The 13,882-nt window shown below is 51.3% G+C and carries 15 protein-coding genes; all 15 read right to left on the bottom strand.

Annotated features, from left to right (window positions below; genetic code table 11):
* Nucleotides 1–55: 55 nt before the first annotated feature.
* A complete protein-coding gene (locus QNH46_RS07790; RefSeq protein WP_283927599.1) occupies nucleotides 56–595 on the bottom strand; it encodes a hypothetical protein in 540 nt (179 codons plus the stop codon).
* Between the two features lie 5 nt (nucleotides 596–600).
* The gene (locus QNH46_RS07785; RefSeq protein ID WP_283928382.1) at nucleotides 601–1,821 is read right to left on the bottom strand and encodes a DEAD/DEAH box helicase; all 1,221 of its coding nucleotides are present in this window, start codon (nucleotides 1,819–1,821) and stop codon (nucleotides 601–603) included.
* Between the two features lie 146 nt (nucleotides 1,822–1,967).
* A complete protein-coding gene (locus QNH46_RS07780) occupies nucleotides 1,968–2,450 on the bottom strand; it encodes an HNH endonuclease signature motif containing protein (RefSeq protein WP_283927598.1) in 483 nt (160 codons plus the stop codon).
* Nucleotides 2,447–2,728: a PDDEXK family nuclease gene (locus QNH46_RS07775; protein ID WP_283927597.1), complete on the bottom strand. Its 282-nt coding sequence runs from the start codon at nucleotides 2,726–2,728 to the stop codon at nucleotides 2,447–2,449. Before QNH46_RS07775 ends, QNH46_RS07780 begins: the two co-directional genes overlap by 4 nt.
* A gap of 259 nt (nucleotides 2,729–2,987) precedes the next feature.
* Nucleotides 2,988–5,390 carry a virulence-associated E family protein gene (locus tag QNH46_RS07770; protein ID WP_283927596.1) on the bottom strand — a complete coding sequence of 801 codons (2,403 nt, stop codon included), beginning with the start codon at nucleotides 5,388–5,390 and terminating at the stop codon, nucleotides 2,988–2,990.
* Nucleotides 5,391–5,431: 41 nt separating this feature from the next.
* Entirely contained in the window at nucleotides 5,432–5,869 is a 438-nt protein-coding gene (locus tag QNH46_RS07765; protein ID WP_430691924.1) for a nucleoside triphosphate pyrophosphohydrolase family protein, read from the bottom strand.
* Between the two features lie 186 nt (nucleotides 5,870–6,055).
* On the bottom strand, nucleotides 6,056–6,307 hold the full coding sequence (locus QNH46_RS07760; protein WP_283927594.1) for a hypothetical protein: 252 nt from the start codon (nucleotides 6,305–6,307) through the stop codon (nucleotides 6,056–6,058).
* A 5-nt stretch (nucleotides 6,308–6,312) separates the two neighbouring features.
* Entirely contained in the window at nucleotides 6,313–6,831 is a 519-nt protein-coding gene (locus QNH46_RS07755) for a hypothetical protein (protein ID WP_283927593.1), read from the bottom strand.
* Nucleotides 6,832–6,976: 145 nt separating this feature from the next.
* Nucleotides 6,977–7,912: an AAA family ATPase gene (locus QNH46_RS07750; RefSeq protein WP_283927592.1), complete on the bottom strand. Its 936-nt coding sequence runs from the start codon at nucleotides 7,910–7,912 to the stop codon at nucleotides 6,977–6,979.
* Nucleotides 7,913–7,917: 5 nt separating this feature from the next.
* Nucleotides 7,918–9,894 (bottom strand): DNA polymerase, encoded by a 1,977-nt coding sequence (locus QNH46_RS07745; protein WP_283927591.1) that lies wholly within the window; start codon nucleotides 9,892–9,894, stop codon nucleotides 7,918–7,920.
* Between the two features lie 56 nt (nucleotides 9,895–9,950).
* A complete protein-coding gene (locus QNH46_RS07740; RefSeq protein WP_283927590.1) occupies nucleotides 9,951–10,748 on the bottom strand; it encodes a DUF2815 family protein in 798 nt (265 codons plus the stop codon).
* Nucleotides 10,749–10,840: 92 nt separating this feature from the next.
* On the bottom strand, nucleotides 10,841–12,028 hold the full coding sequence (locus QNH46_RS07735) for a DUF2800 domain-containing protein (RefSeq protein WP_283927589.1): 1,188 nt from the start codon (nucleotides 12,026–12,028) through the stop codon (nucleotides 10,841–10,843).
* Nucleotides 12,025–12,531 (bottom strand): hypothetical protein, encoded by a 507-nt coding sequence (locus tag QNH46_RS07730; protein ID WP_283927588.1) that lies wholly within the window; start codon nucleotides 12,529–12,531, stop codon nucleotides 12,025–12,027. The genes QNH46_RS07735 and QNH46_RS07730 overlap by 4 nt, the downstream gene beginning before the upstream one ends.
* Before the next feature lie 24 nt (nucleotides 12,532–12,555).
* On the bottom strand, nucleotides 12,556–12,810 hold the full coding sequence (locus QNH46_RS07725; RefSeq protein ID WP_283927587.1) for an AbrB/MazE/SpoVT family DNA-binding domain-containing protein: 255 nt from the start codon (nucleotides 12,808–12,810) through the stop codon (nucleotides 12,556–12,558).
* 115 nt (nucleotides 12,811–12,925) lie between these two features.
* On the bottom strand, nucleotides 12,926–13,804 hold the full coding sequence (locus tag QNH46_RS07720) for a DNA adenine methylase (protein WP_283927586.1): 879 nt from the start codon (nucleotides 13,802–13,804) through the stop codon (nucleotides 12,926–12,928).
* Nucleotides 13,805–13,882 lie beyond the last annotated feature (78 nt).

The raw sequence follows: 13,882 nt of genomic DNA, 5'->3' as shown, positions 1-13,882 counted from the left end.
TCGTTTCCGGCAGACTGTGCATACCTTGTAACGCATCGAATAAGGCCGGCGGTATTTAGCCATTGGGTTCACGCTCCTTATCGGGGTAAAGGGATGCCAGAAAACTGTCGAACCCATGGGCTTCCCGCGCCTCTTTCGGTATATATTGCAGTATTGTTTCAACACCCCTGTATACTGTTTTCATAGCCTCTTTATAGGCTTGTATCGCTGTATCGCGTTCCGCTTCTGCCTTATCTGCCCGCTCTTCTGCCGCCGCCAGTTCCTTCTTCTGCCGTTGGAACCGCGAAACATCCCCGTTATATTTGCATATCCAATGGGCTGTTTCTTCTGTTTGCTCTCGTAATGCTCTCTCGGCCTTATCCGCTCGATCGTTTGCTTTGGCAACTCGCATTAACATTTCTGAGTAACTAGGAAGTTCCGTATCCTTATGCTGGAAATGAAACTGTGGCTTATACCCTTCAAAGAATGTTTTCTGTTTAGTCATGGGATAACTTTCTACTTGTTTTAGTGCCTGCGCATCTATATCTTTGATGTTTTTTGCCACATCGGGGTTATGCTCTAGGTATAATTCCCTTTGGGCTCGTTTATCCATCATATAGATCAAGCTCCTTTCCGGATTTGCTCCGCTCTCACCTTCAAAGCGTTAAGCAATTTCTCCTGGGTCGTCGCCTTCGCTTCTAGTGCAGCCATGACATCCTCGTCAGCGCCGTCCTGGACAACCAGGTGATGCAGAATAACTTTTTGCTTTTGGCCTTGCCTGTGCAGCCGCTTGTTCGCCTGCTCGTATAGTTCCAGGCTCCACGGTAAGCTGAACCACACGACATGGTTACCGCCGTCTTGAAGATTGAGCCCGTAGGCCGCACTGGCCGGATGCGCTAAAAGAATATCGATCTTGCCGGTATTCCAGTCAAGTTGATCCTGCGGGGTTTTAAGCTCCCGGATCCGAAGGCCAGACTTTTCAAGAGCCTTTAGGATCCGGTCCCGGTCATGCTGATAGCTATAAAATACTAACGCCGGCTTTCCGTTCAGCTGCTCGATCAGCTCCATGAACGCCTCAATCTTGCAATTATGAATCTCATGTACATTACGTTCCCCGTCATACAAAGCACCATTACAAAGCTGCAACAGCTTTCCAGTTAGAACGGCCGCACTAGTTGCGGTTATCTCCGTATCGTCGTCAATCTCCAGCAGCAGCTCTTTCTCCATCTGCTTGTACTGCTTCAGGGCTTTATCCTCCAGTACGACCGGAATAATGTTCGTGATTGCGTCCGGCAGCTCCAAGTAATCCTCGGCTTTCATGCTGATGCAAATGTCTGCTATCTTGCGCTGGATTGCGTCATCCGCTCCTGGCTTGGCCGTATAGCCGTAGCCGTTGTAATTCTTTTCAAAATACTTTGTCCGGTAATGTGTAATAAGTTTTTCAAGCCGTTTGCCTTGGTCCAACAGATTCACCTGCGCCCATAAATCAAGTAGCCCGTTCGGCGCTGGTGTACCGGTCAGCCCTACGATACGCTTAATGTGCGGCCGCACCCAGGTTAACACCTTGAATCGCTTCGCTTGGTGATTCTTGAAGCTAGAGAGCTCGTCCAGAACAACCATGTCAAACGGCCAGGCGTTGCGGTAATGCTCTACGAGCCAGGCCAGATTATCCCGGCTAATGACCCATATATCCCCCGGCGTGTTCAGCGCGCGGATCCGCTTCTGCTGCGCCCCCAGTACAGGTATGATCCGTAGATGCTTAAGGTGCTGCCATTTGGCTGCTTCGTTTGTCCAAGTTGCCTCTGCAACCTTTTTCGGGGCTACAACCAGGCAGCGCCTAATCGCAAAGCGGTTATACTTTAAGTCATTGACTGCCGTTAAGGTGATGACAGTTTTGCTAACCTAAGCCCATATCCAAAAATAGACCTAGGGCCTCGTCTGCCAGCAAGCGATTAATGCAATACTTCTGGTAGTTATGGGGTATGAACTTATTCATCGGCACCACCTCCTTTGCTCCCTTTGAGGAGTCTCGCCTCAGCTGCGTGCCATGCGGCGTGTTCTTCTTGGGATGGAAACACCATTAAATTCTCAAGTCTGTTATCTCGTCTATTACCGTTGATGTGGTGAACCACTTCTCCAGGCTTTAATTTCCGGCCTAATTTCTGCTCCGCCAGAATTCGATGTAAATGCCGTCCATAGTATTTTTCGTATGATTTGCCGCTTCCTGTGTCCAACCTTGCTAACCTAAGCTTCTTTCTTGTTTCGTCGTTCATACGCGTCGGGTTAAGCCTGCGGTTTAGTTCCGGTAAATGGTGCGCATTAAAGTTGCGTACGTAGCCTTCCGGGTTCAACTTTTTGGTGACGTGGCAATCTTTGCACTGCTTACTACAAAAGTTTCGCTCTTTAACCTGGCTCGGGTACCTTAAAATTTCCTTTCCGCACCAAAGGCAGGTGACCTTGATCTTACTCACGATCGCATCAGCTCCTGAAGCAGCTCGTCTACCTGCTGCCGGCTATCGATTACCCGGACGTCTTGTCGGTATGATCGAATTCGTTTATGCTGTGCAAGCTGTACTGGTCGCGGTTTTGCTCCAGGCGCTTTTAACTCCACAAATACGATGTGCCCCCCTGGCAAGAATACGATACGGTCAGGCACCCCGTTATTCCCTGGGCTCGTCCATTTCGGCGCCCAGCCTCCCGCCTCTTTGACCCGTTCCCGCAAATACGTTTCTATGTCTCGCTCTCTCATGCTCTCAACCTCCAGCAACATTCTCATGTATACGTGTATGACGTATTTAAATTAGGCGTATTAGGCGTTATATAATTCCTCTAATCTCTCTAATCTCTCTAATTCATATTCTTTTATATATATTGTTGACATTGTTGACATATAGATAAAGCCTTATATATCAAGGTCTAACGGGTTTTCAATTGTCAACAACGTCAACAATCCCAGTTTTTAGGTAATGTTGACATTTCGGGCTACTTTGTTGACATTGTTGACGTATTTACTTCCTCATAAATCCTCTCTGACTTCCGTACCCAGCGCCGAATCTTATCACGCCTGAACGATCCCAGCCGGCCATCTTCGCAAGGATTGAGTTGATTCGATTCGCATCAGCTCTCGTGGCTGTCCTTCTCTCCTGCAGGCATTCTCGCCATATCTCCGCAGCACAAATCCGATCACGAGGCACCAGCCGCCCATCGTATTGCATGCCTCCGCCCCAAAACATTAAACGGCGTTCTAAGTCCCATTTCAGCCAGTCCTCCGGGATCTCCCGCTCCAGGAAATCTTCAATAATACCCTCTAGCGGATCCCGAACCATATGCTCCTGACGTCGCCGCTCTGCCTCTTCTTCCATTTCAGCTGATAGATATAAGGGCTCACCCATCCGCCACCGCATAACGGCCTCCGCCCAGATTTGGTCGATTTCCGAATTAGTTAGATCGCTAAATACATTCTTGGTGGCAAAGCCCGGCCGGGTGTCTACCGGCCAAAAACGCCGATTCCCCGTCGGATCATGAAGGTATTCATGGTCATTGGTTGTTCCAAAGAAGATCGATCGCCGCACCTGATTTTTAACGTTCCGGCCGTATGCCTCACGGTATTGGTCATCCGTTTTCGATAGAAACTGCTTAATCCGGTTAACGTCCACGCGGTTAAACGCCTGAAGCTCTGCGATCTCAACAATCCACTTGCCCTGGATCAGTTCCTCAGCTTCTTTACCTTCGAACGTCTTCAGGCTGTCCGAAAACCACTCTTTACCGATCCTACGGAACAAGGTACTTTTCCCGATACCTTGCGGGCCACACACTACGGTCATGTAGTCAAATTTCACGTTCTCCGCCACTGCTCGGGCAACGGCAGCCACCATGGCCTTACGGGTAATCGTCCGGATGAACGGACAATCCTCGGCCCCTAAGTAGTCGATATACAAGCTATCAAGCCGCGGTACTCCGTCCCACTTTAGCGACATTAAATATTCCTCGACCGGGTTAATGGCGTTCTGCTCTGAACAGTAGACCAGCGCGCTGCGAATGGCCCCCTCCGTTCGGTAACCAAGTACACGCTCGATATATAGAAACAATCCGTGTTCGTCAGCATCGGACCAGATAAATGTCTGATCGCTCGTGTTTCGAGGCGGCCACGGCAGCAGCCCTTTGCCCATGATCCGATCCGTGAAGGTATCGCGGTAAATTTTATCCTTTACCGCTGGATCATGTGTAAGCACGATTAGCACGTTATGAGCCGTCTTTGCCGGCCGGCCCGTCGTCGGGCTTAGCTCCAGCTTCTTAAGCCAGTCCATGCTTTCCTCGCTCGCCTCCGGCAGCTGCTGCTGGTCGAAGGCCGTCACAGCACGCTCATACCGCTCCTGCGCCATAATGGCGGCAACACCAGCATCCTGCAAGGCAAAGGTGACCATTGCGGAGAATGAAGGCATTCGGTTCGTTGGCGTCCCTGGCTTCGCCTCATCGTCCTGGTCACCAAACTTATGCAACCGGACCAGGTCGAAGGCATTGACCAGGCGACCACCGCAGGGATCCGTTGCGTGGTGACTATATAGGAATTGACCATCGTCGTATACGATCGCCCCGCCCGTGGTCGAGCCGCCTACGTACGTAAAGCGGCCATCGTCAGCCGGTGTATAGATGCCGGGTAAAAAGGTCTCCATCGCCTGCAGCACATCATAAACCCGGCAGAACGCGCCAACCACTCCGGGCTTGGTGGTAGGATCACCCTGCTTGGCGGCCAGCCGCACATGCACCTGACTGGCCCCGGGAACCTGCGGCCATTCCTGCCAGTTCCGCCAATCGGCGTACATGCTGAGCACACCGTCAGCAGATAGAAACGGCTTGTCTCCATAGGTGAATACGTATTGACTGTCAGCGCTACAGCTCGGCCAATACATGAGCCGTGTTGCTTGAAACGTCGTCGGATCACAAAGCTCTATGCCTATGATGGCCGCCAGCTTACGGGCTAGCGGCTCGTATTCATCGGCTGTCATAGTACGATCCGTTGGCACAAGAGCCCGAAGCCGCGGCTTCGCCTCTTCATGCTTCCGGGTACTGTAAACGGCATAGGCGCAGCCAAGGGCGTCCAGCCGCCGCAGCACGTCCGCCGTACCGCCCGCAGGAATGCTGTCCAGGTCGAGCGTAATCACATCACGCCCGGTCACCGCCCCGGCCTTCCGGCGGCCTCCAGCGAGGGCCCCGGCGACGAAGCCCCCGACATCCTTCAGATCGTCCTGCTGGGACTTCGGCATTGCCAGGTACTGCGCCAGCGTCTCCGTACCCCTTGTAGCCGTCCGCAGGCGCTCCACCAGCTCAGACCAGTAGATGACTTGAGGTTGCCAGTGCGTAGAGTGACGACTGCCGGCGGCGGATATAGTTAGTTGTCTGTTGTATTGCATGACGCCTGCCTGCCTTTCTGTTTAAATCTAAGTATCAACCGTCATAACACTTTCCCACCGTGCCGCTGCGGCCGTGTTGCGTTATAGGCCATCTTCTCGGAGATCGCCTTTTCCAGATCGATGCCATACCGCCCGCAAGCGTCGAAAACTCTAATTACGATGTCGGCCAGCTCCGAAGGGATGCCACAGAGCTTCCAGGTTGGATCAGGAGTTCCTTCACAATTCATCCGAAATGGTTCTTCATCTTGGGCTACTTTAACCTCGTACCAGACTTCACTCGGGTTATGGCCATTCCGGTAATCTTCCAGCGCCTCCGAAGCCTCACTGTGAATCAATGCGATAATTTCCCCGAAACTCCGATCCTCGTCCCACCATCCCTTACCCACCGCATTCTGATGGGCTATATCACAAAGAACGCCAATAGGGTTTTTTGGATGTAATTCCAAGTCGCTGTTTTCCCAGTGTCCTTGTTGCTTCATCAAATTCAGAACTGCTGGAGCATATTGCTCATCTTGGTTAATAACGAGATAACGATTATACTTTTTTCCATTTTCAACTCTACGATCAGTAATTAAGTTAAGCAGTCTATAAAGTTGATCCCTTTCCTCACCATTAAGCAGCGTATCGATATCAGCGATTTTTACTGTTGCGAATTTATAACCCATCTATAGTTCCTCCTCGGGATCGACGTTCTCGTCATATTCCTCTTGACTAATTGGAATCACGTACTCCGGATTAACTCCGATTTGAGCAGCTACAGCCCCACAAAGCGATTTGTGCATGGCTTCGTAGTTTTCAGGAAGATTTTTTGCACCGCCCAGTTTAACCTGGGTGTAACATTCCGCTGGCTCCCCGGTCTCTGTATCTCTAGCCCAACCAGCCTCAGCCGTCAGGCGAAAACAAAATCTAATTTCCATATCTATCATCCTCTCTTTCCGAAAATTTGAGCAGCCCAATCGCCCTCGCGCTCACGAAGCCGCTGAGCACCTAGCCGCCCTATTTGATGACGCGACCAAACTGGCTCAGTCGCAGCTCGTTCGTAATCCCATCCGCAGTATTTAACCCGATGATGAAATGTTGCATAAGGTATACCGTTGTTCTCTGCTAAAAGAACATATTTTTTGGGGTAGACTCGCACATGCTCAGTCGCATGAAGAGCCTGCTGCCGGATCTCCTCTGGGGTTTGAAGCGGCTGCGTTGCCGCTCGCTCCATCGTCCACCCTCGGTTAACCCGAGACATGAATGTATCGTAGTTAATACCGTTTTTCTCAGCTTCAGCCTTCCAATACAACCGGTTAGTGAGCTTCCTGGGCGGCGTAGTCATAGCACGCTGTTTGTTCCAGCCTTGTTGCCGGACTCTCCGATCTAGCATGTCCGGCCTAACTCCGTACTTTTCTGCTTCTGCATATTCTTCCGGTGTGATATAGAACCAGTGCCCCATTTGTTTTGTCGCCTCCTTGGCGGAGGATCGGGAAGGAGCATATAAACCTCCCCGATCACCCTGCCGCTATCATTTAAGACTAAATCCCAAGGAACATCAGAAACATAGAGATCAACACTATCAGGAAACATCTACAAACCTCCGATCAAACTTTTAAAATTGACCGCAGATCCAGCTCAAACAATCGCCCCTGAGCCTCCTGGATAATTCGCTGTAAGGCTTCACGTTCAGACGCTTGCACGCCTGCAGGAGAATGTACAATATCCGCTGCAGTAAGAGCCGCCAGATCTTTACGGGAAGGCTGTACCATTTGAGAAACCCTCATGGATTGCCTTCGGATTGAACGCTCAACATGATTCCGAACAGTACGGGCATTGCCGAAATTCGGCTTGCTTTTCTCGACCCATAGCACACTAGCAAGCGTATCCAGGTAATCCTGTTCAGGTTGATATTCTTGATCCAGCAGCATTTGCTGTGCAATCCGGACAAGATCCGGAATACTGTAATCTGGAAAATGAATTGAGTTCGGAAAACGAGAGGCCAGCCCAGGATTGAAGGATAGGAACTCTGCCATATTTTTCGGATAACCGGCAGCAATTACGATGATTTGGTCTCTCAGATCCTCAATGTATTGCACCATTGTTGCAATTACCTTCTCGTCTGTACGATGTTCAGACTTCCCTATAAAGGCGTATGCCTCATCGATAAACAGAACGCCGCCTCGAGCTTTTTTAAATGCTGCAGCTATATTCTTTTCACTCTCTCCGACATGAGGCCCTGTAATCTTAGAGTGATTTATCTCAACAAAGGGAACCTCGTCACCCTTACGGTTTAAAAGTCCAATCTCAGCAAAGGCTTCTCCAATCAAACGGGCTGCTGTCGTTTTTCCTGTACCCGGATTCCCGGTAAAAACCATGTGATTAGATTGCGGCTGATTCTTTAATCGATTTTTCTTCCGAAGCTCAGCGACTCTTCGGAATTGGATCATCTGTTCTACTTGATCTTTGACCTGAGCCATTCCTGGCATTGCAGCAAGGCGGTTCAAAGCTTGGCGAGCTTTTTCATTTATAACAACATCCATAGGTATCAGTCCTTCATATAAAACTCAGTTACAAATCCGTCTCCCTTAAGGGGTAATCCTGGCGCCCAGACAACCGGCTGGGCCATGAGCTCTAATATCCGATCCAAGTCCTCGGATCGTTCTGATTCAACCCCAAGCTCGTCATGCACATGCAGGACAGTTTCAAACCCTGCCTGATCCGCTCGCATTAGCGTAACGGCTAGGCAATCCCGGGCGATGGCTTGAACCACGTTCTCCGTCAGCTTCCCGCCATAAGTGGAAAGGGTTGTCCATTTGCCCGTCTTCTGATCAGGGCCCTTATAGTGAAGCGCCGTTTTCCCGAAGTCGTTCAGCGCAAGCGTAGGCTCCACGTAATAGAGCTTACGGCCACTAGGTAGTTGAATCGTGAAGAAGTCTAGCCCATTACCGTAATGACTCTCCCGGGCGAATATGAGCCCTTTCACACCGACAGGCTGCCCCGTCTCCATGACTTCGATCGCAGCTGCTTCCAAGGTGAACCATAGATCAACAATTCTTCGGTTCGCGTTACGCCATCGCATGACAATCTCCGGCAGCTCCTCTTCTGTCAGGCCCATTTCTAGGGCTCCCATGCTGATCAGCGCACCTTTGCCGCCTTGATAACCAAGTGCCAGCTCTGAGACCTTTCCCTTTTGCCGTAGATCACTGTCTTTGCCGATGGATTCGATCGGCACGCCGAACATTTGAGAAGCCGAGGCTTCATATATTTTTCCGTGGCTCGCGAATACGTCCAGCCGCCACTGCTCCCCAGCCAACCAGGCAATCACCCGCGCCTCAATCGCAGAGAAATCTGCAACCAGAAGTTTTTTACCGTTTGGAGCTATAAAGGCCGTCCGGATAAGCTGCGAGAGGGTATCCGGTACGTTTCCATACATCAGTTTGAGCATATTAATGTTGCGCTCTCTAACAAGCTCACGGGCAAAGCCAAGCGTTGACAGGTAGTTTCGGGGCAGGTTTTGAACTTGAACCAATCGCCCCGCCCAGCGTCCGGTCCGGTTCGCGCCGTAGAACTGCAAGAGCCCCCGAACCCGGCCATCCTCACAGGCGACTGTCTTCATAGCAAGGTATTTCTTGACCGAAGTTTTGCTGAGCTCCTGGCGAATCTCCAGCACGCGCTTTGCCCGGCCTTCCTCAACCCCTTGAATCAATTCAGAAACCGTATCTTTTCGTAAGTTATCGACTTCCTCGCCGATCTCTTCCGAAAGCCATTTCTTAAGCTGCTGAACCGACTTCGGATTATCGAGCCCTGAGAGCTGCACAGCTTCGGCCATTAGTTCAGCGGTAATCTGTTCATCGATGGCCAGCGCTCCCTCCACAAGCTCCAAATCGCAGGCAATGCCGCGGGCATTGATTCTCTGATCAAGCTGCCATAGCTGCCATTCCTGATCAGGCACCGGGAACACGGACAGCCGGCGGAGGATTTCCATTTCCGCAACAACGTCACCGATACAGTATTGTTTGAACAGCTCCCATTTCTCCGGTTCGTGGTGCGGTAGCGTCCGGGTACGCTGGCCGTTTGCCTTGGTCGGCTTACACGGCACGCAGAACGTCCGAATCAGGGAGCCCCCGACACCCATTTTCTTCTTGTCCTGGGGAAGCCCCATCGCTTCGCCCACTTTGCCGAGCCCTGCAGGATAGCCGAGGTATAAGCCATGGATCTGCGTACAGCGCCATTGTTTTAGCCAAGTATCAGGTCTAGTGACGGCAAAATGTTTGCAGAGACAATACCATTCAAAAGCAGCGCTATAGGCGTGTTTGGTTGTATCGGTCGCAAACAACGCCTGAATCACCTCATGGGGTATAAACTCGCCTTGTTTAAGATCCACGATCTCCACAGGGCCACCGTCCCACGAATACGCGAACAGGAGGATTTCAAAATCAGGGGATTGAACGTATTTATAAAGACCGGATTTCTTGATGTCGACGCTGCTATATGTCTCTATGTCAATTGATAAGTGCCTCATGATGGCCTCCTTTCGGGTAAAGAAAAGGGGCTCTAAAAAGAACCCCTATGCTTCACTTAGATGCCCCAAATCCCACCATTGAGCGGTTTGCCTGTAATCGGATCAATTTGCGGCGGTTGTGCCGGCTGCTGACCGTAACCCTGTTGCGGTTGTCCATATTGCCCCGGAGCTTGTCCATACCCAGGCTGCGCTGGTGGTTGCTGACCGTAACCTTGCTGCGGAGAATATGCCGGCGGCGCAACTGGAGGCTGTTGGCCGTACTGCTGCGGCGGATTCTGATCATAACCTTGCGGAGCAGGAGCGTAACCTACGCCGCCGCCATTACCGCCGAAAGCCTGTTCAGCACTGATCCGGCCGCCCAACGGTTCGCCGTCAGCCAGCTTTTGCACCGGACCGAGGCCAGCACCGACACCGCGATTGCCATTACTGGAATATGCGAAGAAGTTAATATTCACCCGAGCGTACATGCCGCTGTATACTTCGGTTTGGTTGATAATCGGGTTCATGTTGAGATCGACAACCGCTTGCTGTTGCTTGCTGCTGGCCGTTAAAACCCAATGGCCTTTGCACTCAGGGCCGAACGGCTCGCCATTCTGGCGTACTCCGTCCCCATCCCAAACTGGCGTTTTAAGTTGCGGCGGACGAGCTCCTTTCCAGACCCCGGAAACACCCTTTTGGGCTGCCGCTTCGATAGCCGCATTGATTCGCTGCATAGTGGCCCCATCAGTTTTAGGGATAAGAATCGTCGTGCTATACTTAGGCTCTTGCCCGGGTTGGTTTGCATGCGGTTGGAAAAGATGTACATAGCTCAGTCTTACCTGTCCAGTTGTTACGTTTGTCGCTTCATTTGTCATTTGTCGTTTCCCCTTTTCACTTTTGTATGAGCCACTTGACCAGCGGCCCGAAGTCATTTGATCGATATAATAATCAGCAATGTCACCCATAGTTAGCTCCCTACCGGTTCGCTGAATGCCTCTTCCGGTTTAACTTGATCCGAGATCGCCGGCCGCTTGTCTCCTTCTGGCGCAAGCGTAGGTGCGCCCGGTTTACTGATAACATGTCCCGGTTCTTCCAGCAGCTCTTTGTAAACCTTCTTGGTTAGAGAATTTTCAATCTGCGCCGGCGTTAAAGGCTTCCGATCGTACAGGATCGCCTCGTCAATTCCTTTTTCCTTGAGATAGGCGAACGCGGCATCCAGGTCTGCAAACTCCCGGCTACCTCGACCCTCGACAGCCTTCCAGCCGGGGACGTTACCCCCTTTAAGTACTTCGGATAAGGCAAGCTTCTTCAGCGAGTTGTACCAGCTGACAATTCCGTCCGCCCTGCGAAGCACGTCGCCGACTTCCTCCCAGCTGATCAGCGGCGGCTTTAAAGGCGCTTTATCCTCAACGGACATCAGCTGTCCTACCCGTGCTCTGCAGGTATTGCGAGCCCGGCAAAAGCCACAATGTTCACCGACAACGTAATCCCCTTCCCCTGCAAACGCCTGCTGCGCAATTGGCTTGATAGACTCGCCCCAGGCTAAGAGCTCAGCCGCTGAAAGCGACCACTCAGAAGGTTGATCCCATACCTTCGGTTGCACGATGGCCACGTGAACCTCTTCGATCGGGAACAGCAGCGAGAAAGCTTTAAACGCGCCCAGCGCATACAGCTTCATCTGCGGATTGTCCTCTGCCGGCACGGGTACGCCCTGGCCGTTCTTATAGTCGATCACATAAAGCTTGCCGGCCCCGATGATGATGCAGTCGCTGGTGCCGAAACCTTCCGGAGCAATATGGTCATAAGTCACCTTCCGTTCAATAGCCACAAATGGTGGAGACGGGAAGGAGTGGACGATGGACTGAATGTAATCCAGATAGGCGTCTGTGTGATCATCCATGTTCGGCTCGTACAATTCGTGGGCTTTGAATTTTTTCAGCACAGCGTTATACTTCCGGGTTGTCAGACCTGAAAATAATTTTTGAAGTTTGAGCTCAGCGATCTCATGCGCCAGCGTTCCACGTTTGGCCGCTTCGCTCTCTGTATCCGGCAGAGTATCTTCAAGCCGCGCAGACGGAGTACAGACTAGCCAACGGTGGGCCCCGCTCGCTGAGAGCAAGGCATGATCCCGTTCTGCATGTGCGATTTGGGTCATATCTTCGCCCCCAGGCTGCGTAGGAACGTGGCGAACTCACCATACAAGCTAGGGTTCAGCTCAGTGAGCGCTTGGGCTCCGTGCTGATTCAGCCATCCGAGAATTTGAGCGCTCTGGCCAGCGTCCACAAGCGGCTGAGCTGCTACACCAAGCTGCGTCAAATCGTATTGCGGCGCGCTTGTCGGAACTGCACCTGCAGGCGGCTGCTGGGCTGGCGGTGCATATTGTTGCGCTGGAGGCGTTGTTGGCACTACTCCTGCAGGCGGCTGAGGTTGCTGAGGCTGCTGAGGCTGCTGAGGTTGCTGAGAATATGCGGGCTGAGCTGGAGCAGCTAGATTGGCAGGCGGTGTATACTGCTGCGCTGGAATTTCAGGGGCTGCTACTCCCGCCGTCTGCAATTGAGACGCGCCGGAGAACTTGCCAGCCAGGTCCATAACGAGCTGCTGCACATTGTCGGCGTTGGCCGCCTGTAGGGTAATTTGAATGGGTACAAGATTTTGCATAGTATAAGTCCTCCTAAAATATGATTAATGAATGTTATGAATCCGAGTAATATCCTTGGCGCATTTAGAACAAACAGGCTTGCCAAAAAGGTGTTTAAGTTCTGTCGTGTCCTCGCAAAAGAAGCAGCCAGGCTGGTACTTCCGAAGAATGATTTTGTCGCCATCGACGAACACCTCTAGCGGATCCTGTTCAGCGATCCCCAGGGTATCGCGCAGCTCCTTCGGTAGTACCACGCGCCCAAGATTATCAACCTTGCGAACAATTCCAGTACTTTTCATTGCAATTTCCTTTCTGCCAGTGGTAAACTGGCCTTAGATATGGTTTGATTTGCAGCTTCCCGGGCTCCTACCCCGCAGGAAGCTGTTTTTCATTTCCCAGCGTTTTGCGTTCTCGCTAGCGGCGTACCGCAGGCATACCATGCGCTCGTCCTTTGTCAGTTCCAGCCAGACATCGCGTGTTACGTTCATTTGTCTTGTTCACCTCCTTCTCGGGGTCAAAATTCATTATCAATAACTCAGTTGCCTTCGAATCCCTTCCAGTTACCGTCACCTGCTTCGGATTACTAAACGATCTTCTATGCCAACCAGGATATAAGTTTTCAAGAATTGGATGATCGTAATAGGAGAGAATGACAAATCCTTTTGTGTTGTTGAGCAGTGCTGCCAACTCCTCATGGTGATCCATCGTCCAGTTTCCTGCGTAACGTCTCTCTCTCCCAACATAAGGAGGATCGACGTACCAAACAGCACCGGGGTTATCATACTTCGGAATAAAATAATGAAAGCTCATGCACTCAATCATCACACCTGACATCCTAGCTGCAAAATCAATAATCCGATTACATGCGCTTGCGTAACCCTGAGCTGGATTTTGATTAGATGAATTGCTATGCCGCCAGCCAGTAGTTGGCACTTCCTCAGCATTGCCGGCATTTATGCCTGATCGATTCAGATAGAACCACCTCACAGCGCGCTGGAAAGGATCGTCCGGCCAAGGTTCCTGACGAAATTTATCGTAAAGGAGTCTTGAATACGGTAACCGTAAAGCCTCGTAAGTAAATAATTCCGGATCCCGTCTTACTTCTAAGAGAAAATTCACAAGGTTTCCGTCAACGTCGTTTACAACCTCATGGGCTGCCCTACTTTTTTGAGCTATAACATGGCAGCCGCCTACGCAAGGTTCCCGATAGAAACGGTGTTTAGGTAAAAATGGGATAATGTGTTTCTTGGCAACCACGCCTTTACCGCCGAACCATAGAAGTGGGCTACTCATTTTTAACTGATCCCTCCCTCCCCGCAATCACCGTTTTAGCCCCCAGCACCCGAAGCAAGCAATCTGTTGAGCAAATCA

This window comes from Paenibacillus woosongensis (assembly GCF_030122845.1).
GTDB classification, from domain to species: Bacteria; Bacillota; Bacilli; order Paenibacillales; family Paenibacillaceae; genus Fontibacillus; species Fontibacillus woosongensis_A.
Note: the sequence above shows the minus strand (reverse complement) of the source record. Positions and strands in the feature narration are given on the sequence as shown.

Excerpts from the sequence above, each read along its gene's own strand:
- QNH46_RS07790 (WP_283927599.1), bottom strand. The coding sequence starts at position 595 with ATGATGGATAAACGAGCCCAAAGGGAATTATACCTAGAGCATAACCCC.
- QNH46_RS07775 (WP_283927597.1), bottom strand. The coding sequence starts at position 2,728 with ATGAGAGAGCGAGACATAGAAACGTATTTGCGGGAACGGGTCAAAGAG.
- QNH46_RS07770 (WP_283927596.1), bottom strand. The coding sequence starts at position 5,390 with ATGCAATACAACAGACAACTAACTATATCCGCCGCCGGCAGTCGTCAC.
- QNH46_RS07765 (WP_430691924.1), bottom strand. The coding sequence starts at position 5,869 with ATGAAGCAACAAGGACACTGGGAAAACAGCGACTTGGAATTACATCCA.
- QNH46_RS07760 (WP_283927594.1), bottom strand. The coding sequence starts at position 6,307 with ATGGAAATTAGATTTTGTTTTCGCCTGACGGCTGAGGCTGGTTGGGCT.
- QNH46_RS07755 (WP_283927593.1), bottom strand. The coding sequence starts at position 6,831 with ATGGGGCACTGGTTCTATATCACACCGGAAGAATATGCAGAAGCAGAA.
- QNH46_RS07750 (WP_283927592.1), bottom strand. The coding sequence starts at position 7,912 with ATGGATGTTGTTATAAATGAAAAAGCTCGCCAAGCTTTGAACCGCCTT.
- QNH46_RS07745 (WP_283927591.1), bottom strand. The coding sequence starts at position 9,894 with ATGAGGCACTTATCAATTGACATAGAGACATATAGCAGCGTCGACATC.
- QNH46_RS07740 (WP_283927590.1), bottom strand. The coding sequence starts at position 10,748 with ATGACAAATGAAGCGACAAACGTAACAACTGGACAGGTAAGACTGAGC.
- QNH46_RS07735 (WP_283927589.1), bottom strand. The coding sequence starts at position 12,028 with ATGACCCAAATCGCACATGCAGAACGGGATCATGCCTTGCTCTCAGCG.
- QNH46_RS07730 (WP_283927588.1), bottom strand. The coding sequence starts at position 12,531 with ATGCAAAATCTTGTACCCATTCAAATTACCCTACAGGCGGCCAACGCC.
- QNH46_RS07725 (WP_283927587.1), bottom strand. The coding sequence starts at position 12,810 with ATGAAAAGTACTGGAATTGTTCGCAAGGTTGATAATCTTGGGCGCGTG.
- QNH46_RS07720 (WP_283927586.1), bottom strand. The coding sequence starts at position 13,804 with ATGAGTAGCCCACTTCTATGGTTCGGCGGTAAAGGCGTGGTTGCCAAG.